The sequence below is a fragment of the Sphingobacterium sp. E70 genome, from assembly GCF_019285695.1.
Lineage (GTDB): Bacteria > Bacteroidota > Bacteroidia > Sphingobacteriales > Sphingobacteriaceae > Sphingobacterium > Sphingobacterium detergens.
The window spans coordinates 3,041,172-3,060,486 of sequence record NZ_CP079104.1; the positions used below are offsets into that span (position 1 = coordinate 3,041,172).

Sequence of the window (19,315 nt, forward strand, 5' to 3'; positions counted from 1 at the left end):
AAGATGAAGTCAATGAATATGGAATTCCTTCCTATAGTGAAACCTACTAGGAAGTTGCCTCTTCTTTACTCAAAAAATCCTCGTAAGCTAATTTAATTCCCTCGCGAAGATTGGTTTTATGCTTCCAGCCTAAGGCGTGTAATTTGGATACGTCCATTAATTTGCGTGGTGTTCCGTCAGGCTTACTTGTATCAAATGAGATTTTGCCGGTATATCCAATGACGTCCTTAATGAGTTCGGCAAGATCCTTTATGCTTAAATCTTCACCGATGCCGATATTGACGAACTGTTTCTCATTATAGCTATTCATCAAAAATACACAGGCGTCAGCTAGATCATCCGAGAAAAGAAACTCCCTTAAAGGAGTCCCCGTACCCCAAATAACCACTTCATCTAAGTTATTTACCTTTGCCTCGTGAAATCTACGGATCAGGGCTGGTAAAACATGCGAGTTCTGTGGATGATAATTATCATTGATACCATAGAGATTAGTTGGCATAACTGATATATAGTTACAACCATATTGATCACGAAAAGCTTCTGCCATTTTAATACCAGCTATTTTGGCGATGGCATAAGGCTCATTGGTAGGCTCTAAGGTACCTGTCAACAATAAGTCTTCGTTCAAAGGTTGTGGTGCCATTTTGGGGTAGATGCAGCTTGAACCTAAAAACATCAACTTTGTAACCTCATTGTCGTAAGAGGATTTAATAACGTTATTCTGTATCGCCATGTTTTCGTAGATGAAATCTGCGCGATAGGTATTGTTTGCCATAATCCCCCAACCTTAGCGGCTGCCAGGAAAACATAATCAGGTTTTTCTTCGTTGAAAAAGTCAGCAACTGCTTGTTGATTACGCAGATCTAATTCTTGAGAGGTACGGGTCACGATGTTACTGTATCCCAGTTCTGTTAATTTGCGATATATTGCCGATCCGACCATTCCTCGATGGCCTGCTACGTAAATTTTAGCGTCTTTTTCCACGATAAGTTATTGATTCCTGCAAATATAAGGTTATTTTTGCGGGATATTAATTAAAAAATGGGAAAGGATAAACTACGTAAATTTGCCGAAGTAGCGACTTTTGAGAATGTCATCCAGCTCGATGCCGGCAAAGAATATAAAGGAAAATGGGCTGAGAAACAATTTGGAAATGCAAACCCGGTTGTTTTGGAACTTGCCTGCGGTAAAGGAGAATATACAGTTAATTTGGCGCGCTTGTTTCCGGAAAAGAACTTTATCGGGATTGATTTTAAAGGCAACCGTATCTGGCGTGGCGCAAAAACCGCGTTGGAAGATGGTATCAAAAATGTCGCATTTTTACGGATACAGATTGAAACGCTTCTTGAGCACTTTGCTGAGAATGAAATTGATGAAATTTGGATTACCTTTCCAGATCCACAGCCGCAGGACAGTCGCGAAAAGAAACGCTTGACAGGCCCTAAATTTTTAGACCGTTACCAGATTGTCATGAAGCCAGAAGGGATGATGAATCTAAAGACAGATAATGATGGCTTCTATGCATATACTCTTGAGCAAATAGAGTTACAGAATCTGAAGAAATATAAAGAGACGACAGATCTGTATCACTCGGACTTGGTCGATAATGTTTTATCAATCAAGACATACTATGAGAAAAAGTATCTTGCTGACGATAAGAATATAAACTATGTGAAATGGAGCTTTGAGAAACGCTAACATCAAAGTTTTTATTGTAAAGAAAGAAACTGTCTCCTACATTTGCATGATGCAAGCATAGGAGACAGTTTCTTCTATTTCAGTTCATCCAATCCTTTATTGACAATTTCTGCCCTTTTATAACATTCCTGAGATCGAGTATGAAGAGCGTTGAAAGAATTGAAAATGACCTCTCCATATTCATTGTAATTATCCTGTACGTCATTGACCTCAGCCAATACTTCTCTAAATTCCTCCTGGTCGCGATCCAGAGAAACAATGTCGACCTGCGCACCCAGGTAGTTTTTGTAGATCAGATGGATGTCATTCCACAGCGCTTCATTTATCCAGCCTTCTTTTTCATAGATCATCTCGAAATGAGCATTGAACCACTGGTATTCCCTAGATACATCATCGTGGAGATCCTGAATGTGCTGGTTGTGATATATTACCCCTTTATAGAAGTCTTCCAGGTCTATACTTATTTCCGTTACTTCATCGTGCTTATCGAATGGAAGCACCGAGGGATCCTTGATCTTGAGAAATACCTCAAGAATATCAAGATCCTGTTCGATAGGGAATAACAGGTATTCGAGTTCGGCAATCTCAAAATCAATTTCTTCCAAAGCCTGATTGTGCTGTTTGAGCTGCTGCAAGGTATCCCAGGTCAGATCGTGCATAAGATAATGGGCCGCTCTTTATTCATTTCTTCTCTTTCTGCCTTTCTCGAAAACCATGGATATATTTTTAATCAAGGCAGAATTAGCTTAGCGTGCTGTGTGTTTTTATTGCGATATGTATTTTAAATAACTTCGATTTGCTTCGTTTTTTAAGAAATATTTATTATTTTCGATACTATTATAGTAAATAACCAAGGTAAAGGCTTGCTTTTTTAGACCTAATGCGTGAAATTCCTGTCTGTAATGAATTCTTATGCATTTTTATATGATGTAAATCGGGCAAAATGTTTCTTAAAGGAAATTATATTCGAAACAATTGTTAACAGAAAGAAAACATTAAGTTAAAACAAACTTTTTGTTAAGAGTATACTTTTGTCCCAAATTGCAAATTAACAATTTACACTAATATCTATGTTTAGTATTAACCCTATCCAAATTAATCTAAGGCACTCATCCTCGAAAGTGCTATTTGCAGCGCTGGCAGTTGCTTGCAATCTGGATGTAGCTTCGGCGGCTGTTCCAATGGACAACAGCCATGGAGTCACACATAATTTTAATCAGGGAAGATTAAAATTAAAGGAAAAGTTGTAGATAGCAAGACACAGGAGCCCTTAGCATCGGTATCTATCCTTGCTGGCGGGGTAGCGAAGGGGACGACTGATCGAACGGGGCATTTTGAAATAGAGGTTGAGACCGGTGCTTTGGTCCGTTTTCAATTGATTGGTTATGAGGGCAGACCAAGACCTTTGCAACAGCACAGTCAAATGCTCAAATCGCATTAAATGTTACTTCCGAGGCATTGAATGAAGTAGTTGTTACGGCGCTGGGTATTCAGCGGGAGGAGAAAGCACTTGGTTACTCCATTAGTACCGTGAAGGGGAGGAATTGACCAATGCAATTTCAAACAACTGGACAGATGCATTGACTGGTAAGGTAGCTGGTTTAAATCTGGTTAAATCTGGTGCAGGACCGTTGGGGTCAAATAAAGTTATCCTGCGTGGCGAAACATCCATGACGGGGACAATGATGCGCTTATTATTGTGGATGGGATTATCATGGGAGGTGGGACTAAAATGACAGGGAATGGGAATTCGGCCTATTTGGATGGTGATTCACCCGTAGATTTTGGCTCTTCTTTGGCTGATATTAATCCTGAAGATATTGAGTCAGTTTCAGTTCTTAAGGGGCCTGGTGCTGCAGCATTATATGGGTATAGAGGGTCTCGTGGTGCAGTCATTATTACGACTAAAAAAGGGAAGAGTATACGAAATAGAATAGGGGTTACTGTCAATTCAAATACTGCAATCGGGACAATTAATCGATGGCCTGATTATCAGTATGAATATGGGCAAGGTGCTATAGGACAGGACTTGTATTACTCCTATGGTCAATCGGAAGATGGTGCAAGTACGTTGAGCACCTCATCTGCTTGGGGACCTAAATTTGATGGTCAATACTATTACCAATATGATCCCGCTAATTATAGACAAACACCTGCCGAACGTACACTTTGGCGACCTTATAAAACAATCGCAAGGACCTATTTCAAACGGAGCTGACTTCGACAAATTCCATTAGTGTTTCCGGATCTACAGATAAGACGACAGCGCGCTTTTCTTATACCAATGTAACCAATAAGTGGATTATTCCCAATATGGGCTATAATAGGCACACAATTGCAACGCAATTTAGCAGTAAGATCACCGATAAATTGACCTTGTCCACAAAAATTAATTTTAATAATAGAGGTTCTGACAATTTGCCTAATAGCGGTTACAATAATCAAAGCTATATGTATTTTGTTCGGGGATTGTGCCGAATATAGATGCGGCTTGGTTGGATCAGAATTGGCTTCCTGGCAAGGAGCGCATTGAGCAAATGACACCATTTTCCAATTTACTGGATAATCCGAGAACGATTTCTTATGATATGGTCAATGCGCAGAATAAAAATAACCTGATCGGAAACGTGCAGTTGGATTATAAATTCACCAATGAACTAAGTTTGATGCTCCGGACAGGAATCGATATGGGATATGACAAACGTAAGCAGTCAAGACCTTTTGATACTTATAAATATGCGTTTGGTTACTATCGTGAACAATCTATTTATGCCGAGGAACGAAATTCAGATTTTTATTACAATATAATAACCAACGTTCGGAAAACCATCGTTTTGGTGTTTCAGCTGGGGAGCCTTATTAAACAACAAATACATTAAAGATGATGCATCAGCAAATAGTCTGATTTATCCAAACCAGTATAAGTTTGCAAATGCCAGAGAAAGGGTGCTATATGATCCGTATAGGGCGGAGTACGCTATTCATAGTGTCTATGGTTTGGCAAATTATAGTTATAAAGAAAGATATTTTATTGACTTTACGGGTCGCGTAGACTGGGCAAGTACATTGGCTTCACCTAAAAGAAATGAAGTTAAGCCTTTCTTTTACCCATCGGTTAATACAAGCTTTATCCTAAGTCAAATCTTTGAATTGCCGAAATCAATCAACTATTGGAAATTACGGGCCTCTATTGCTGGAGTAGGAGGGGAGGAACCAAACCCTTTAATAACTTTTATGGATATAGCAGTGTGATCGGATTTAACGGTGGATTATCTAATCCTTCGACAGTTCCTGATGAAAATTTGCAAGCCGAAAATACCTTGTCTTATGAACTAGGAACCGACTTTCGGATGTTTAAAGACCGAATAAAACTGGATTTGACTGTATACAGTACATTGATGGACAGGCAGTTAATCGAAACGCCTGTAGACCCTTCCAGTGGTTATAGACGAAAGTTCACCAATGGTGGGGAAGTTAAAACTCAAGGAATTGAGATTGCTTTATCGGGAGATATTTTGAAAAGCCAGGATAAGTTAAACTGGAATATGTATGGGAATTTTACCCATTATGATTCGGAAGTCGTTTCTATACCGGCTTCGCTTGAAGGGAGACTTATTCTTTCTACATTGTTTGGTAGCCGCGGCACGATAGAGGCTATACCAGGGCGTAGATTTGGTGATATCTGGGGACTAGGTTATGAAAGAAACCCAGATGGAAAGATCATCTATGCTGATGGTGTACCTGTATTGGCACAGGAAAGCCGTTATATTGGTAATCCCAATCCGACCACGAAATTTGGTTGGGGCAATGAATTCAAGTACAAAGGTTTCCGTTTTAATTTCCTGTTTGACGGACAGTTTGGCGGGGTAGGTTATTCATTAACGCATGCTGTTCTGATGGAAGAGGGAAAATTAAAGAAGACGCTTCCGGGGCGTTATACAGGGATTATTGGCGACGGCGTTGTGCTGAATCCAGATGGAAGTTATAGCAAAAATACGGTCGTTGCAACAGCTGGAGATTATTATGCAAGACATTTTAATCGTGACAATCTTGAATCAAATACGTTTTCTACTGACTTTATCAAACTGCGGGAAGTTAGACTGGATTATTCATTGCCGAAATCTTTTTAAGTCGTTACAAAATTGAAAAGGCATCTATCGGTTTATATGGACGGGATCTTTTTGTATTTACTAAATGGCCAGCTTTTGATCCAGAATTTGCTTCTTTGACCGGTAGTGGAATTGAGAAAGGAGCTGAAATTGCTCAGTTTCCTTCGACGCGAACAATGGGTGTGAACCTATCATTTTCATTTTAATTATTGACGCTATGAAAAAATATATCCGTATAACATTTTTACTCATACTCGGGAGTATAGTATTCCAGAGTTGTACTAAAGATTTTGTAGAAAAGAATACCGATCCTAATAAAGTTTCTGCAGTAGCACCGCAAAGCTTGATTGCACCGGCTTTGGTTAATGTGTTGAGTACTAATCTATCTCGTAATTTAAGAATCAATAACGAATTGATGCAGGTTACAGTCACAATAAATGATAATTTGGAAATTCAGCGCTATGAGATTAGACCATCGGAATCGGAGTCAAGCTGGACTGGCTGGTATGTGCAACTGACGAATATTAGAGATATATATCAGAGGGCTAACGACGCAAAACAGGTCGGTTATCAGACTTATATGGGTATTTCCTTGGTCATGGATGCATGGGTAAGTTCGCTTATCACGGACATGTATGGTGATGTACCGTATTTCGATAGTAATAAAGGTTTTTCCGAAGGTAATCTCACCCCAAATTTGATAAACAGGAGGATATCTATAAGGATATTTTCCGAAAACTAGAGGAAGCGAACGCCCTATTGAAAGAAAATGTTTTGGTAGAGTCGGCCAATAACGCGATGGATCCAATTTATAGTTCAGATCCGACAAAATGGCGCAAATTTGGTAACTCCTTGTATTTGCGTTTGTTATTGCGGGTTGCACATAAAACAGAAACGAATGCTGTTGCCAAGATTAAGGAAATATTGGAGACTAATGCTGCCGAATATCCGATTATGCAAAGTAATGCTGAAACAGCCGCATTGTATTATACCAATGTACAGCCTTATATGAATCCCAATTATAATGTGCGCGATATTGATTTTAATGGCACTAGGGGTATTCTGAATTTTTATTAATAATTTGATGGACCTGGGCGATCCTCGTTTGAAGCTTTGGGCTACGGAGGCTACTCTAGGTGTCTATGGAGGTATGCAGTCTGGTTATGCTCGCGGAAATGTTCCTGAGCGTCAATCTACACTCCTCGCAGCGCTAAAGTCAGATGCGCACATGGGAAATATCATGAATTATGCTGAATTGCAATTTATCATAGCGGAATGTGCCCTGCGGAAATATGTTGAGCTTGATGCTTCTGAGGCATATACAAAAGGAATCAATGGAGCGATGGAATATTGGGGAACTACTGTTCCACAGGGCTATTTGGCAAATCCAAAAGTGATCTTTTCGGCTGAGGATTCCGAAACTCAAAAGCTAAAAAAGGTGCATCTGCAAAAATACTATGCGATGATGTTTACGGATTTCCAACAGTGGTATGAATATCGTCGAACACAGTTGCTAGATCTGTACAAAGGGCCAGGTTTATTAAACAATGGAAAGATGCCGGTCAGATTAAATTACCCAATTATTGTCCAATCGCTTAATAGGAAAATTACCAAGATGCGGTCGGTCGCATGGGCGGAGATGGAATAAATGAAAAAATGTGGTGGCAACCTACAATCAACTAGTTCATGAAAAAATTAAAGTTAGTAATATGGACTGCGTTGGCGATGTCAACGCTCCTGACAGGCTGTAAAGAAGATATCAATGAGTCAATCGGAGAATTAAATCCTGAAATATCATTGTATACATTACGCAGCCTCTATAAAAATACGGACCTACAGCTCAACGAATCAAGTGCGCTTGGCGCAAAGTACGTGAAGGCGCTTGTGGTTTCACGCGCTGAGAATAAGAATTTGCCCGAAAATACCATTGCTGTTCAGAATATTTGGCGCAATCAACGTAGAGGAATATTAGTAGAGGTTACTGATGCCTCGAGTTTCAAATTTGGTGACTCTGTTCAGATCAATATCGATGGTACAAAATTGGTCAAAAAATCTGGTCTAATGGTTTTATCGTCCGTTAATAATCAACAGGTCAATGTCTTTGCCTCAAATAAGGATGTTGCTCCATTGGCCGTATCGGTCGCGAACCTCAATGCGAAATTCGACGAATTTGAATCAACTTATATTGATGTTACTGCTGATGTCGAGCCAGAGCCTGCAACCGGAACAGCCCTAAAAGGCGATAAGATCTTGATGGATGGAGATAAAAATGAGATTACCTTACATACCGAGGACAATGCAACATTTGCGGCACAGTCTATTGCTCCCAGCGCCTCTTTCAGAGGAATAGCATTCAGAGAGGGGGATAAATTGCAAATCCGAATGCAGGACTACTCCGACATGGCCTATGCAAGTGGTAAACTATATGCTGGATGGCCGGAGACTTTTGATGCTGTAGACGCGAGTGTGAAAGGAAGTTACGATATGGGCGAAAAGAACGACGTGTCTTTCCCAACTGGGCAATGGAAGTTATATCAGGCAATATTGGGTACTACTGCTGGTCGTGACCGAATTGTTTCCGGTAAAAATGCGATACGCATGCAACAGAATTTAAGTGTGGATGGTCATGTACAGATGAATTTTGATGTACCAAATGGCGCTTCAAAAGTGACACTTTGGTATGGTTCATATTATACAGATCGGTCATGCACGTTTAAGCTGGAATATTCTACCGATCAGGGCGCGACTTGGAAGCAAATAGGTGAATCCATCGCTGACGCACATCCAACTTCGCAGAGTATGAATTCAAAACAGACTGTATTTTTAATGAATGTTCAAGGAGCTGTTCGTTTCCGGGTCACCAAGCTTGGATTGGGAACCAGCAACAATGTCATTAATAATGGAAGGCTCGGCCTGGATGATATTGCAATCTATAAGAGTTATTAAGTTGAACGACTGATTATGTAAAAGCCCTGTGTAGTGAAGACTCCACAGGGCTTTCTGTTGTCGGCATATATTTTCTAAACTCCTCATAAAAATTCGTTATCTTCATAGTAACTATAAACGAAGACTTATGAACTTAACAGACTTAGTTACAGGAGGAGTTGGCTCGAAAGCAATAGAAGCCATTTCTAAAATGACAGGCGTCAGTGAATCCAAAGCAAAATGGATTGTGGCAGCGGCTGTTCCTTTAATGATTGCAGCATTGAACTACAATGCAAAAAACAAAGGTCAATCGGAAAACATTGACAAAGCGATCGATCAACATAGCGGTGGAGGTATCTTCGATAAGATAGGTGATTTATTTGGCCAGGGTGGATCTGACGACGGGAACAAGATTGTCAACCATATGTTTGGACAAAACACAGAGGTGGTGACACAGAATATTGCCGATAAAGCTGGTATTAGCTCTGCTCAGGTAACTGGGGTTTTAGCAACGTTAGCGCCTATTGTCATGAGTTACTTAGGTCAACAAAAACAGGCGTCCAGTGGCGGGGTATTGGTGACCTGATCGGATCTGTTTTAGGTGCTGGTGGACAGCAAGGTGCTGGGGGTGGTATGCTAGGAGGGATTCTCAGTTCATTTCTAGGCGGCGGACAGGAAGAGCCTGCACAAGAAACACAACAGGCTTCTACAGGCGGTAGTATGACTGATATGTTGGGCGGTTTGGCCGGCAGCTTCTTTGATAAAAGTAACGATGGTCAATCCAAAGGAAATATCCTTGACTCGATCGCAGGAATGTTTGCGAAGTAAAGCAATCTTATAACATAAAAAGTCGGTAACTGATCAGTTACCGACTTTTTATGTTATATTGAATTAATTTTCTACCGTTACTTTAGGTGGAAAATTCTTATGTTTTCTTTTGCTGATTTTGTCTACATTAACAGGTTGAGGAACTTTAACATAGTATCCTGTACCATCATATTCTCGTTTATTCGGGCTTTCTTTGCAGGCAACAGAGCAACAGCCTTCCATTTCCCATCCGCATTCGTCACACTGCGTGAAATGCTCATTACATACCGGATTGGCGCAGTTGATCATCTTGGTCGTCTGTTTGCCACAATTGAAACAGGTTGATACGACCGATGGATTGACTGAGTTGACGTCTACTGTGACACGATTGTCAAAGACATAACACTGTCCTTCGAAATCTTCACCACCTGCTTCTTTGCCATATTTAATGATTCCACCATGCAATTGGTAGACATCCTCAAAGCCCTCTTTTAACAATAGGGCAGAAGCTTTTTCACATTTGATCCCACCAGTACAATAGGTCAATATTTTTTTGCCTCTATATTGTTCAAGCTCTTTGATTTTTTCTGGAAACTCGCGGAAGTTGTCAATGTCCAAAGTCACCGCATTTTTAAAGTGACCTACATTGTGCTCGTAGTTTGAACGCACATCTAATACAACGACATCTTCTTGGTCCTTCATCGCCAAGAAATCTTTTGGTTCCAGATGTATACCTGTTTGGCGGTTTGGATCGATTTCTTTCGGATCCCTTAGGCCAGAGTGCACGATTTCAGCTTTGTAGCGACAGTGCATTTTGATGAAAGAAGGTTCATCAACGTTGTCGATTTTAAATTCTGTTTTGTTAAAACGACCATCCGCATAAATTGCATCCATATATTGTTGACAAGCATCAGTCGTACCCGAAACAGTACCATTCAAGCCTTCATCGGCAACAATAATACGTCCTACTAAGTCAAGTGATTTACAAAATTCAAGGTGATCAGTCGCAAACTGTTCTGCGTTTTCGATAGGGCTGTAACAATAGTACAGCAATGTTTGATATTGTGTCATGATATTCATTGATACCGCTGCAAACGGCGTTTAATGCAAAAATAAATTCACTGCAAAGCTACAAAAATAATAAATGGAAGGAAATGACCTTCGTCACCTTTTCTTCAAAGGTTCCAAGAGGTACTCCAAGCCGTTTAGCTTGATCTCATAAAGTGTGGCCAGTTGCTGTCCTAATTTACCTTTAGGAAATCCTTTTTGATTGTACCAGACCAAATAAGGCTCCGGAAGATTGCATAAGGTGTAGCCCTGATATTTGCCGAAGGGCATTTTAACTGTCACAAGTTCAGTGAGGATTTCAGGATTTAGCATTAGTCTTGGGGTTTTCCATAATTAATGCGGTACCAGATCGCTTTTAACGCGATGATCCCATGATTGAATAAATTGGGAATGGTGCCGTAATAGTGTTTGAAGATGGCGAAGCGTTCTTTTAGCGACTCCTTATGTTTCTGTTTTGACATCCCGCCCACGAGATAGCGCGCTACATATTGATGTGCATTAACAGATTTATTTGCCTTTTTAGCACAGCGAATGACCCAATCTATATCGGCGCATAGCTTATAATTGAGGTCATACGGTTCTGCAATACTCCGTTTGATATAAATCGCCTGATGACAGATATTCATGCCATAACGAAAACTCTTCCAGTCGAAATTTGCTGGTACTTTATGTCTTCGTTCACCAATAATAGCTCGATTGTCATCTACAAGTATCGTTTCACCATAGAGGATATCGGCACCATCACTGAGCTTCGCTAGATTTTCGATGCTGTTGAGATCGTATATTTCATCTCCGGAATTCAAAAAGAGAACATAGTCACCTGTAGCCAAAGCAAGGCCTTTGTTCATCGCATCGTAAATTCCTTTGTCTTTTTCAGATAATAAGACCGCAATTTTATCCTGATATTTTTGAATAACGGCTAAAGTACCATCGGATGATTCCCCATCAATGACGATATATTCAATATTGTCGTAAGTCTGGTTAGCAACAGATGTGATGGTATGCTCAATATCCCGCACATTATTGTAAACGACAGTGATGATTGAAAATTTTGGATGAGCAGACATGTCTATTTATTGAATTTGTTAATTTTTTTCTTGAGGAATCGGATGCCCCGATTGAATAAAGAACCTTTCCGATGTGCGTAGAAATATTTGATAGCTTCATACCCTTGTACATTCTCCGCTATTTCGGTAGGGAAAAAATGTACAGGATGATCTGCTAAAGTGACCTGATAGGTTGATTCTGCAGCTGTATGAGTGCCCGAACCATCGTTACCGATATTCTGTGTCATCGAATTCCTCGGATACAAAACTAGTCCATTTTTTTGAATACCGAAGCGTACCAACGTATTGCCCAGGAGTTGATCCTTCCAGTGCGTAGCTCCTGTACCTGCTTCCAAAAGTTCTCTTTTCCTTCAATACTGAACTGATGAATCTGTTCCTCCGAAAAATCGGGAACAAGCTCATCTATGTTGGGGTTGAAATGTTGCCAAGCACGATCCCATGTTGCCCACCCCAGCTATTGGCGACTCGAAAGAAAAACGTTTCAGGAAGCTCATTCAGATTTTTTACCGGATAGCCGTAGCCACTGATCTGCATGACCTGTTCGTCCTCTTTATAGCGGTTTAGTGCTTTATTAAAGTAATCGAGAGCAAATGCTGATGTTTCGAGATCATCTTCTAAGACTATAATCTGCCCATGTTCTTGCACGACTTTGGTAACACCGTCAATGACATTCGCAGCTAAGCCCCAATTTTGTCCCGCTCGACAATTTTGATCTGTTTAAAATACCAGGGCTTTTTATAATCCGACGTACCTCTTCTACAGCCTCAATCGCGCGCTCATCTTTTGCCGCATCCGAATAAATATAGAGAATAGTCTGGTCAGCATACCTGTTTCTCTCAAGTGCTGCAAGAGTCTTTAGCGTATGCGCTGGACGATTATACACAAAGAGTAAGACTGGAGCAAGACTGTTCATCTATCAAAAATTTTGTTAAAAGCTTTTTATTAGCCTGACGGGTATCACGGACTTCCATGGTCTTACCCAATAGTCTAAAAGCAATATTGAAATAACTTCTTGTTTCAAAAATACGACCTTTACCCAAAGAAGACAGCATTTTCTTTACGCTCGCTAATATCGCCATTGAGAAAGCCTTTGTAAACGTATAATTGATATTGCAATATTCTGTCAGATGATAGACGAATTCGCTCTTTAGAAAAGCTTTGCGATCTACTTGGCGCTGCTGTCTGTCGTGATAAGCCTTGGCATCTTCGGCTAATACAAAGTTTAATCCATAATAATGGATGCGGTTGGCATAATCTTTATCTTCTCCATAATGGAAGAAAATTGGAGAAAAACCGCCGACTTTTTTGATGACAGCTTTTGGTATCAACAAAAAGCAGCATTGACGAATGAGCAGGTTCGGTAGGAATTTTCAAACTGCGTATGCTTCGTATAAATTGAGAACCCATGGTCGAGTTTTTCCTCCGTACCATCGTAGTGGATGGGGAAATAATTCCAATGTTTGCAGTGTTTACCTTGATCAGGTTGGCGATGCAGTTTTGATCTACCCAAGCGTCCTGATTGACTAAAAAGGCGTAGTCATAATCTTCCTCGAGGGCGATAGTCAATCCAATGTTGTTGGCTTTCCCAAAACCGAGGTTTTCGGGACTTTCTATCAGCCTGACAGCAGGATAAGTTTCTTTGATGATACAGGTAGTATGATCCCTTGAGTTATTATCTATAACAAGGATATCCGTTGGATGGCTTGATAATAATAAACTGTGCAGGCATTTGTGAATCCAAGGTTCAAAATTATAAGAAACGATTATGGTGAGAATCTTGGCCATCTATTTTTTCGGATAACTGTGATGAAATAGCTGAATAATTCCAACAAAATACTCGGCTTAAAGACTCTATTGACGATAATATATGCACATACAGCGACAGCGATAGTACTTGCAAACCGAAGGTACAGGTTGGCAATGGATGCGGTGGCATAGTGTGCTGCCAAACAGCTGATACCGGCTAATACAGCATATGAAAATACATCCTGAATTAGATAACGGAATGAATAGGTCATATAGGGTTTAGCCGAAGCGTACCAGACAAATATCCATAAGGCATTTAATCCGGAGGTTAAGGCGATGAGCATTTCAATGCCAAGCGATTTGCCAAAGACTAAAATAGCGATTTGAAGTAAACCAAAAACAACGATATTTCGCATATAGATCTGGGACTTTCCCTTGCTGATAATCAGGCTGGAGAAGACATTGCTTACTGAGTCAAAAGCAGCTCCAATACAGAAAATCTGAAGAAAGATAGCACTTTGCTGCCATTTTCGGTTATTGTAATCGTAATGAAGTCTTGTGCAACGGTTGTTAAACCAAATAACATTGGAAAAGCCAAAAAAGCAGTAAAGGAGATGAGCTTGCGGAATACACGAACCTGTCTGTCCTTATCGTCTTCTATCTCACGTAGGATAGGTTGTGTGACGTTATTAACCATATTGGTTAAAATAGACTGCGCCATTTGGCTCCATTTATTTGGTTGAACAGTATATCCTAATTCTTCGGTTGTATAATGTTTTCCCAAAATTGCCGCATATATGTTTTTATTAATATTGATAAAAATATTGGTAACCAGTATTTTACTGCTAAACCCTAGAATATCGCGGATAGGACTGAAATCGAAGGTAAATGAGGGCTTGAATTTGGAAAAATACCAAAAGCCAAGCATATTAAAACCGCTATAGGAAACGATCTGGACCGCAAATGCCCAATAGGCATAACCTTTATAGGCTAAATATATACCAATTGTATTTGATAAGATAAGGGCCAAAGTCCCGGTGATCACTCTTTCCTTGATCTTTAAATTGCGGAAAAGGTAGGCGTTATGCGCAATCCCGAAACTTCCTAACCAGAAGGATAGAAAGGTAAATCGACTGAGTTCAACAAGTACCGGCTGGTTGTAGTACAGGGCAATGAGCGGTGCTGAAAAGAATAATACAATATAAATAAATGTACCTATTCCAACACTTGTCCAGAATACGGCATTGTAGTCTTTATGTTGAACTTCTTTTTATTGACAATCCCATACACAAATCCGCTCTCTTGAAATGCTGAGGCAAGAACAGAGAATATGGTAATCATGGCTACTAAACCGTAATCTTCTGCTGTTAGTTTACGATTTAGTAGAATGCCGAAGCCGAAGCCCAAAAACTGCTGGATGATACTGGCCATACCACCCCATAGCAATCCTTTTGTTGTTTTTGATTTTAAAGAGTCATTTCCTGTTTGCGATGACATGCTAAATTAAATGAGCGGCAATATTAAAGTATTGCAATTGTATTCGCAAATTCTTTTAAGGAAACATCAGTCGGATTGATATCAGTAATCAAATAGGAAATATCACGTAGAGGTACCACTTTCATTTTTTGAACGGAATTAAGTTTTTCCGCAATACTGAGTATAGCAACCTTCTTAGAGCATTTGATCATTGCACGTTTGATTTGCACAACTTCCCAGTCGGAATCCGTTACCCCATCTTCTACAGAGAGTGAATTGGTACCCAGCAAGCAAAGATCTACTTTTAGGTCCGCCAATTCATTGGCCACCTGTGCACCTGATACAATATTTGTATTACGTGAAAGCTTTCCGCCAACCAAAATCACTTCAAGATTTGGCTTTTCAGCCAGTTCTAATGCAACTAGTGGGCTGATCGTAAAGAATGTACATTGAAGGTGGTCTGGAATTGTTCGTGCCAGTTCAATCAAGGTCGTTCCCCGCCGACCAATACAGTCATACCATTTGAGATTAATGAGCTTGCCTTCTTGGCAATTTCTTTTTCGCTTCTTTAGCGTAGACATTTCCGTCCTGAAAAGGAAATTGAAATGATTTGGAAAGCGCTCCACCGTAGACTTTTAAAACTTTGCCATTTTCTGCAAGCTCGTTCAAGTCACGTCTGATCGTATCTTCGGATACATTAAGTTGGACACTTAAATCTGAAGATAAAACTTTGTTATGTAGATTGATCTGATGTATAATAAATGCTTGTCTTTCTTCCTTTAACATTGGTCTTTGGTTTTAATCGGAGTTATTAAACTAGTTGAAAAAAATCAGTTTAAATGTAGTGAAAATTATTCTTCCTTTTTATCAATTTTTGTTAAACCCGCTTTAAAGCGAGGTTTGAATCCTGTTGGCTTGCTAGCTGCAGTTTGTTCCGTTGTAGTATCATCATTCTGCTGGGGTTCAACAGTTGGATTGGCCATATTGCTTCCCGTTGGTGTTGCTTCTGGAGCCGCGGTTTGTTTCGCGTTCGGGTCTTCTGTTGGCGGATCCACTTCCTGTGTATCGTCCGTATTTGCTGCTGAGGGAACTACTGTCGATGGAGAATCAGTACTTGCTGTTTTGGTTAAACCAGCTTTGAATCTTGGCTTAAAGCCTGTTGGCTTTGATATCTCTGTTGCCGAACTTGTCGCGGATTCCGCAGGTGAGGATGTATTCGCTGTAACAGTGCTATCCTCGACCGCTGAAGGTGTAGTCGCATCCTCTACCGAAGAGTTTGCGGATTGAACAGATTCAGCCGCCTGTTTGTTATCAGCACTTGCTGTTTTCGTTATTCCGGCTTTAAATCTTGGCTTAAAGCCTGTCGGCTTCGATGCTTCTGTTGCCGCGCTGTCCGAGGCCTCTGCAGGTGAAGATGTATCCTCATTAATAGTGCTATCAGTTGTTTTCGTCACACCGGCTTTAAAGCGAGGAGTGAACCCCGTTGGTTTAGCAATTGCTGTTTCCTGCTCGCTGGGTTCTTTTTGCTGCTTGTCAACAGTGTTCTCTACTGCCGGCGGCTTTGTTTGGGAAGAATCCGTACTTGCTGTTTTCGTTACACCAGCTTTAAACCTAGGCTTGAAACCTGCCGGTTTGTTTGCTGCGGTTGTATCCGTTTCAGCCGTATTCTCCTGTTGTGGTTCAATGGATGGATTGGCTGGGCTACTTTCGGTTAGCGTTGGTGTTGCTTCTGGAGCAGCTGTCTGCTTCGCGCTCGGTAACTCTGCTGACGGAGCCATTTCCTGTGTCGAGCCGTTACTTGCTGCTTTCGTCAGACCTGCTTTGAATCTTGGCTTAAAGCCTGTCGGCTTCGGTGCTTCTGTTGCCGAGTTGTCCGGGGCCTCTGCAGGTGAGGATATATCCTCGTTAACAGTACTATCAGCTGCTTTCGTAACACCTGGCTTGAAACGGGGTTTAAACCCTGTTGGTTTAGTCGTTTCTGGCGCAGTGTCGTTCGACAAATCTGTAGGTGCGGCCGTCTCCTCGGCTGAAGTCGCTGTGTTTTTAGTGATTCCCGGTTTAAAGCGTGGCTTAAATCCTGTGGTAGAATTTGCAGCTGCCGTCGAAGGTTCTGTTGTAGGTTCCTCTTTCTGCTCAGCAGGTTCAGCTGGAGTTGCTGCCTTAAACCTTGGTTTGAAACCTGCAGGTTTTGCGGCAGTGGCATCTGTTACGGCCGGAGCCTTCTCAACAGGATCTGTTTGGATCGGTTTTTGATAACCGCCGTTTCTTCTTCCGTCAGATGGTAACTTTTACGAAGCTTGTTGAACCAAAACTTCTTGCTATGATCAAAGCTTTTCTCGCCCATAGCAGAATAGTGTGCCCTGAACTCTTCAAATAAAGGTTCATCTGCAGCTTTTAAAGCTTTTAAATCAATTTTCTTTTTCGTGAAAAATTCTTCAAAAGTCATCCTGTTACGAGTTTGATATAGTCTATTACAAATGTAGTAATTTTTCTGACGGCGCTGAGAGGCCTTGCTATAAAAAAGAGCGACAAGCGCTCTTTTTTAGATATTTTGTGAGATAAACAGCTTATGCCATATTATGGTATACCGCCTGAACATCATCATCCTCTTCGATTTTATCGATCATCTTTAATACATCTGCCGCTTGCTCTTCAGTAATATCAGAGTGTGATAAAGCAATACGCTCCAACTTTGCCGAGCTTACTTCGATACCTTTCTCTTCCAGCAATTTTTGCATATTACCGAAATCTTCAAAAGAAGTCTGAACTACAGCAACATCATTGCCTTCTTCATCAGCTTCAACGTACAATTCTTCCAAACCACCATCGATAAGTTCCAGTTCCAATTCTTCAAGATCCAATTCGTCTGTAGCTGCAAAGCGGAAAATAGACTTGCGATTGAAAATAAAATCCAAGGATCCTGTTTTTCCCAATGAACCCCAGCTTTGGTAAAATAGCTACGGATATTTCCTACGGTACGGTTGGTATTGTCTGTTGCTGTTTCGATCAAAACCGGAACACCATGTGGGCCATAACCCTCATATACATATTCTTCGTAGCCTTTTGAATCTTTCTCTGAAGCACGTTTTATAGCTGCTTCGATACGATCTTTAGGCATATTTACAGCCTTAGCATTATGTATTGCTGTGCGAAGTCTCGAGTTGGTTTCAGGGTGAGGGCCGCTTTCTTTAACCGCCATAGCGATCTCTTTACCTAAACGTGTAAATTGCACGGCCATCTTAGCCCAGCGTTTGAATTTCCGCTCTTTTCTGAATTCGAAAGCTCTTCCCATTGTTATATTTTGTTTTTAAGATTCTCAATCATATCGACTGTCATCTTCTGGATGTCAAATTCTGGCTTCCAGTTCCAGTCTTTACTTGCGTATGAATCATCCAGACTTGCAGGCCATGAATCGGCAATCTGTTGTCTTGGGTCATTCGCTACGTAAGAGATTGCAAAATTAGGAAGAATTTTTTAATTTCTTGTGCGAGTTCTTTTGGAGTAAAAGTAATTCCACCAAGGTTATAGGCGTGGCGGATGCTCAGACTTTCCTGTGGCGCGTCCATCAGCTCAAGTGTGCCGCGGATGGCATCTTCCATATATAACATCGGTAATGCTGTATTCTCGGATAGGAAACATTCGTAAGTACCTGTTTTCAGTGCCTCATAGAAGATATCAACAGCATAATCTGTCGTTCCACCTCCCGGTTCTGTTTTCCAGGAGATAATACCTGGATATCTTACGCTACGGATATCCAATCCGCGGTGCTCCTGATACCATTCGATAAGGCGCTCACCTGCAAGCTTACTGATTCCATAGATCGTATTCGGATCCATAACACAGTATTGCTCCGTATTTACTTTCGGTGAGTGCGGACCGAAGACAGCAATGGAACTTGGCCAGAATATTCTTGAAACTTTATACGTAACAGCTAGGTCAAGCACATTGAGCAATCCATTCATATTAAGCTCCCAGGCTTTTTCAGGATATTTCTCTCCTGTTGCTGAAAGCATGGCTGCCAATAAATATACTTGAGTAGGTTTATATTTTTGAAACAATATGTCCAGACCATTTTTGTCAAGCACATTTGCAATTTCAAAATTCTCGTCGGGGCTTTTTGTTTGTGGTTCTCTGATGTCTGTGGTGACAACATTTTCTGCACCAAATTTTTACGCAGAGCGATTGCCAATTCAGTACCGATTTGGCCGTTTGCACCAATGATAATAATGCTTTCTTTCATGATGCAAATATAACGGCTTTTCAGTATCTAGCAACTGTTTGATGCAAAGGACAGTCTCCTAAAAATGTTAATTTATAGACTCTTGGCGCTGTTTTTATGAGATTTTAAACCGTTTCAATCGTTTGTTCTGTTTTTTTGAATGAGCAGCGAAAATTTTTATTTTTTTGAATTATCGTTAC

The 19,315-nt window shown here is 40.6% G+C and carries 25 protein-coding genes and 5 pseudogenes; 14 read left to right on the forward strand and 16 right to left on the reverse strand.

The genetic code is table 11. The features are described from left to right. Nucleotides 1–46 precede the first annotated feature (46 nt). Nucleotides 47–984: pseudogene (locus tag KUH03_RS21615) on the reverse strand (GDP-L-fucose synthase family protein). 57 nt (nt 985–1,041) lie between these two features. On the opposite strand from KUH03_RS21615, the gene trmB reads away from it, so the two are divergent. Next, nucleotides 1,042–1,698, forward strand: a complete 657-nt coding sequence (gene trmB, locus KUH03_RS21620) for a tRNA (guanosine(46)-N7)-methyltransferase TrmB (protein WP_257096446.1) — start codon at nt 1,042–1,044, stop codon at nt 1,696–1,698. A 74-nt stretch (nt 1,699–1,772) separates the two neighbouring features. On the opposite strand, the gene KUH03_RS21625 is transcribed toward trmB, so the two are convergent. Next, nucleotides 1,773–2,357 (reverse strand): hypothetical protein, encoded by a 585-nt coding sequence (locus KUH03_RS21625; RefSeq protein ID WP_257096448.1) that lies wholly within the window; start codon nt 2,355–2,357, stop codon nt 1,773–1,775. Between the two features lie 572 nt (nt 2,358–2,929). On the opposite strand from KUH03_RS21625, the gene KUH03_RS48930 reads away from it, so the two are divergent. The 12 genes from KUH03_RS48930 (at nt 2,930) to KUH03_RS21680 (ending at nt 9,560) form a co-directional block, all read left to right on the forward strand. Next, nucleotides 2,930–3,139, forward strand: a complete 210-nt coding sequence (locus KUH03_RS48930) for a carboxypeptidase-like regulatory domain-containing protein (RefSeq protein ID WP_373564834.1) — start codon at nt 2,930–2,932, stop codon at nt 3,137–3,139. Nucleotides 3,140–3,242: 103 nt separating this feature from the next. Beyond that, the gene (locus KUH03_RS21630; protein WP_257096450.1) at nt 3,243–3,434 is read left to right on the forward strand and encodes a hypothetical protein; all 192 of its coding nucleotides are present in this window, start codon (nt 3,243–3,245) and stop codon (nt 3,432–3,434) included. After that, nucleotides 3,398–3,916, forward strand: a complete 519-nt coding sequence (locus KUH03_RS21635; protein ID WP_257096451.1) for a TonB-dependent receptor plug domain-containing protein — start codon at nt 3,398–3,400, stop codon at nt 3,914–3,916. The genes KUH03_RS21630 and KUH03_RS21635 overlap by 37 nt, the downstream gene beginning before the upstream one ends. A gap of 253 nt (nt 3,917–4,169) precedes the next feature. After that, a complete protein-coding gene (locus KUH03_RS21640; protein WP_257096453.1) occupies nt 4,170–4,577 on the forward strand; it encodes a hypothetical protein in 408 nt (135 codons plus the stop codon). Between the two features lie 67 nt (nt 4,578–4,644). After that, nucleotides 4,645–4,950 (forward strand): TonB-dependent receptor, encoded by a 306-nt coding sequence (locus KUH03_RS21645; protein WP_257096455.1) that lies wholly within the window; start codon nt 4,645–4,647, stop codon nt 4,948–4,950. Further along, nucleotides 4,947–5,828, forward strand: a complete 882-nt coding sequence (locus tag KUH03_RS21650; RefSeq protein ID WP_257096458.1) for a TonB-dependent receptor domain-containing protein — start codon at nt 4,947–4,949, stop codon at nt 5,826–5,828. Before KUH03_RS21645 ends, KUH03_RS21650 begins: the two co-directional genes overlap by 4 nt. Before the next feature lie 196 nt (nt 5,829–6,024). Next, nucleotides 6,025–6,549: a SusD/RagB family nutrient-binding outer membrane lipoprotein gene (locus KUH03_RS21655; RefSeq protein WP_257096460.1), complete on the forward strand. Its 525-nt coding sequence runs from the start codon at nt 6,025–6,027 to the stop codon at nt 6,547–6,549. Then, nucleotides 6,534–6,884, forward strand: a complete 351-nt coding sequence (locus KUH03_RS21660; protein ID WP_257097192.1) for a SusD/RagB family nutrient-binding outer membrane lipoprotein — start codon at nt 6,534–6,536, stop codon at nt 6,882–6,884. The genes KUH03_RS21655 and KUH03_RS21660 overlap by 16 nt, the downstream gene beginning before the upstream one ends. Nucleotides 6,885–6,891: 7 nt before the next feature. Then, entirely contained in the window at nt 6,892–7,455 is a 564-nt protein-coding gene (locus KUH03_RS21665; protein WP_257096471.1) for a SusD/RagB family nutrient-binding outer membrane lipoprotein, read from the forward strand. A 38-nt stretch (nt 7,456–7,493) separates the two neighbouring features. Then, complete coding sequence (locus tag KUH03_RS21670) at nt 7,494–8,753, forward strand: DUF5689 domain-containing protein (RefSeq protein ID WP_257096473.1); 1,260 nt, start codon at nt 7,494–7,496, stop codon at nt 8,751–8,753. A 127-nt stretch (nt 8,754–8,880) separates the two neighbouring features. Beyond that, the gene (locus KUH03_RS21675) at nt 8,881–9,318 is read left to right on the forward strand and encodes a DUF937 domain-containing protein (RefSeq protein ID WP_257096475.1); all 438 of its coding nucleotides are present in this window, start codon (nt 8,881–8,883) and stop codon (nt 9,316–9,318) included. Nucleotides 9,319–9,365: 47 nt separating this feature from the next. Continuing rightward, entirely contained in the window at nt 9,366–9,560 is a 195-nt protein-coding gene (locus KUH03_RS21680; protein ID WP_257096477.1) for a hypothetical protein, read from the forward strand. A 63-nt stretch (nt 9,561–9,623) separates the two neighbouring features. Here KUH03_RS21680 and KUH03_RS21685 read toward each other — a convergent pair whose 3' ends face one another. The 12 genes and pseudogenes from KUH03_RS21685 to KUH03_RS21740 all read right to left on the reverse strand — a co-directional run bounded on the left by KUH03_RS21685 (nt 9,624) and on the right by KUH03_RS21740 (nt 16,896). Continuing rightward, the gene (locus tag KUH03_RS21685) at nt 9,624–10,610 is read right to left on the reverse strand and encodes a rhodanese-related sulfurtransferase (protein WP_257097194.1); all 987 of its coding nucleotides are present in this window, start codon (nt 10,608–10,610) and stop codon (nt 9,624–9,626) included. A 93-nt stretch (nt 10,611–10,703) separates the two neighbouring features. Next, nucleotides 10,704–10,919, reverse strand: a complete 216-nt coding sequence (locus tag KUH03_RS21690) for a DUF3820 family protein (protein WP_046673143.1) — start codon at nt 10,917–10,919, stop codon at nt 10,704–10,706. Then, nucleotides 10,919–11,674, reverse strand: coding sequence for a glycosyltransferase family 2 protein (locus KUH03_RS21695; protein WP_257096479.1), 756 nt, complete (start codon nt 11,672–11,674; stop codon nt 10,919–10,921). Before KUH03_RS21695 ends, KUH03_RS21690 begins: the two co-directional genes overlap by 1 nt. Nucleotides 11,675–11,676: 2 nt before the next feature. Next, nucleotides 11,677–12,009 (reverse strand): hypothetical protein, encoded by a 333-nt coding sequence (locus KUH03_RS21700; RefSeq protein WP_257096481.1) that lies wholly within the window; start codon nt 12,007–12,009, stop codon nt 11,677–11,679. A 67-nt stretch (nt 12,010–12,076) separates the two neighbouring features. Beyond that, nucleotides 12,077–12,319, reverse strand: a complete 243-nt coding sequence (locus tag KUH03_RS21705; protein ID WP_257096483.1) for a hypothetical protein — start codon at nt 12,317–12,319, stop codon at nt 12,077–12,079. Between the two features lie 16 nt (nt 12,320–12,335). Next, nucleotides 12,336–12,557: a hypothetical protein gene (locus tag KUH03_RS21710; protein ID WP_257096485.1), complete on the reverse strand. Its 222-nt coding sequence runs from the start codon at nt 12,555–12,557 to the stop codon at nt 12,336–12,338. Further along, nucleotides 12,550–13,005: a glycosyltransferase family 2 protein gene (locus KUH03_RS21715; RefSeq protein WP_257096491.1), complete on the reverse strand. Its 456-nt coding sequence runs from the start codon at nt 13,003–13,005 to the stop codon at nt 12,550–12,552. The genes KUH03_RS21710 and KUH03_RS21715 overlap by 8 nt, the downstream gene beginning before the upstream one ends. After that, the gene (locus KUH03_RS48935) at nt 12,932–13,459 is read right to left on the reverse strand and encodes a glycosyltransferase (protein ID WP_373564771.1); all 528 of its coding nucleotides are present in this window, start codon (nt 13,457–13,459) and stop codon (nt 12,932–12,934) included. The genes KUH03_RS21715 and KUH03_RS48935 overlap by 74 nt, the downstream gene beginning before the upstream one ends. Further along, on the reverse strand, nt 13,438–13,836 hold the full coding sequence (locus KUH03_RS21720; RefSeq protein WP_257096492.1) for a hypothetical protein: 399 nt from the start codon (nt 13,834–13,836) through the stop codon (nt 13,438–13,440). Before KUH03_RS21720 ends, KUH03_RS48935 begins: the two co-directional genes overlap by 22 nt. 50 nt (nt 13,837–13,886) lie before the next feature. Beyond that, nucleotides 13,887–14,917: pseudogene (locus KUH03_RS21725) on the reverse strand (lipopolysaccharide biosynthesis protein). 23 nt (nt 14,918–14,940) lie between these two features. Beyond that, a pseudogene (locus KUH03_RS21735) lies at nt 14,941–15,682 on the reverse strand (DeoR/GlpR family DNA-binding transcription regulator). Nucleotides 15,683–15,747: 65 nt separating this feature from the next. Further along, nucleotides 15,748–16,896, reverse strand: coding sequence for a hypothetical protein (locus KUH03_RS21740; RefSeq protein ID WP_257096494.1), 1,149 nt, complete (start codon nt 16,894–16,896; stop codon nt 15,748–15,750). On the opposite strand from KUH03_RS21740, the gene KUH03_RS21745 reads away from it, so the two are divergent. Next, nucleotides 16,883–17,149 carry a hypothetical protein gene (locus KUH03_RS21745; protein ID WP_257096496.1) on the forward strand — a complete coding sequence of 89 codons (267 nt, stop codon included), beginning with the start codon at nt 16,883–16,885 and terminating at the stop codon, nt 17,147–17,149. The two genes, KUH03_RS21740 and KUH03_RS21745, sit on opposite strands and share 14 nt — an antisense overlap. A gap of 314 nt (nt 17,150–17,463) precedes the next feature. Here KUH03_RS21745 and KUH03_RS21750 read toward each other — a convergent pair. Together KUH03_RS21750 and KUH03_RS21755 are read right to left on the reverse strand one after the other, a co-directional pair. Then, nucleotides 17,464–18,188 (reverse strand): annotated as a pseudogene (locus KUH03_RS21750) (YebC/PmpR family DNA-binding transcriptional regulator). A gap of 2 nt (nt 18,189–18,190) precedes the next feature. After that, nucleotides 18,191–19,136: pseudogene (locus tag KUH03_RS21755) on the reverse strand (NAD-dependent epimerase/dehydratase family protein). Nucleotides 19,137–19,315 lie beyond the last annotated feature (179 nt).

Bases quoted from the DNA above. Each gene is read 5' to 3' on its own strand.
- trmB (WP_257096446.1), top strand. From the start codon at position 1,042: ATGGGAAAGGATAAACTACGTAAATTTGCCGAAGTAGCGACTTTTGAG.
- KUH03_RS21665 (WP_257096471.1), top strand. From the start codon at position 6,892: ATGGACCTGGGCGATCCTCGTTTGAAGCTTTGGGCTACGGAGGCTACT.
- KUH03_RS21655 (WP_257096460.1), top strand. From the start codon at position 6,025: ATGAAAAAATATATCCGTATAACATTTTTACTCATACTCGGGAGTATA.
- KUH03_RS21680 (WP_257096477.1), top strand. From the start codon at position 9,366: ATGCTAGGAGGGATTCTCAGTTCATTTCTAGGCGGCGGACAGGAAGAG.
- KUH03_RS21670 (WP_257096473.1), top strand. From the start codon at position 7,494: ATGAAAAAATTAAAGTTAGTAATATGGACTGCGTTGGCGATGTCAACG.
- KUH03_RS21695 (WP_257096479.1), bottom strand. From the start codon at position 11,674: ATGTCTGCTCATCCAAAATTTTCAATCATCACTGTCGTTTACAATAAT.
- KUH03_RS48935 (WP_373564771.1), bottom strand. From the start codon at position 13,459: ATGGCCAAGATTCTCACCATAATCGTTTCTTATAATTTTGAACCTTGG.
- KUH03_RS21690 (WP_046673143.1), bottom strand. From the start codon at position 10,919: ATGCTAAATCCTGAAATCCTCACTGAACTTGTGACAGTTAAAATGCCC.
- KUH03_RS21685 (WP_257097194.1), bottom strand. From the start codon at position 10,610: ATGACACAATATCAAACATTGCTGTACTATTGTTACAGCCCTATCGAA.
- KUH03_RS21625 (WP_257096448.1), bottom strand. From the start codon at position 2,357: ATGCACGATCTGACCTGGGATACCTTGCAGCAGCTCAAACAGCACAAT.
- KUH03_RS21720 (WP_257096492.1), bottom strand. From the start codon at position 13,836: ATGCGAAATATCGTTGTTTTTGGTTTACTTCAAATCGCTATTTTAGTC.
- KUH03_RS21675 (WP_257096475.1), top strand. From the start codon at position 8,881: ATGAACTTAACAGACTTAGTTACAGGAGGAGTTGGCTCGAAAGCAATA.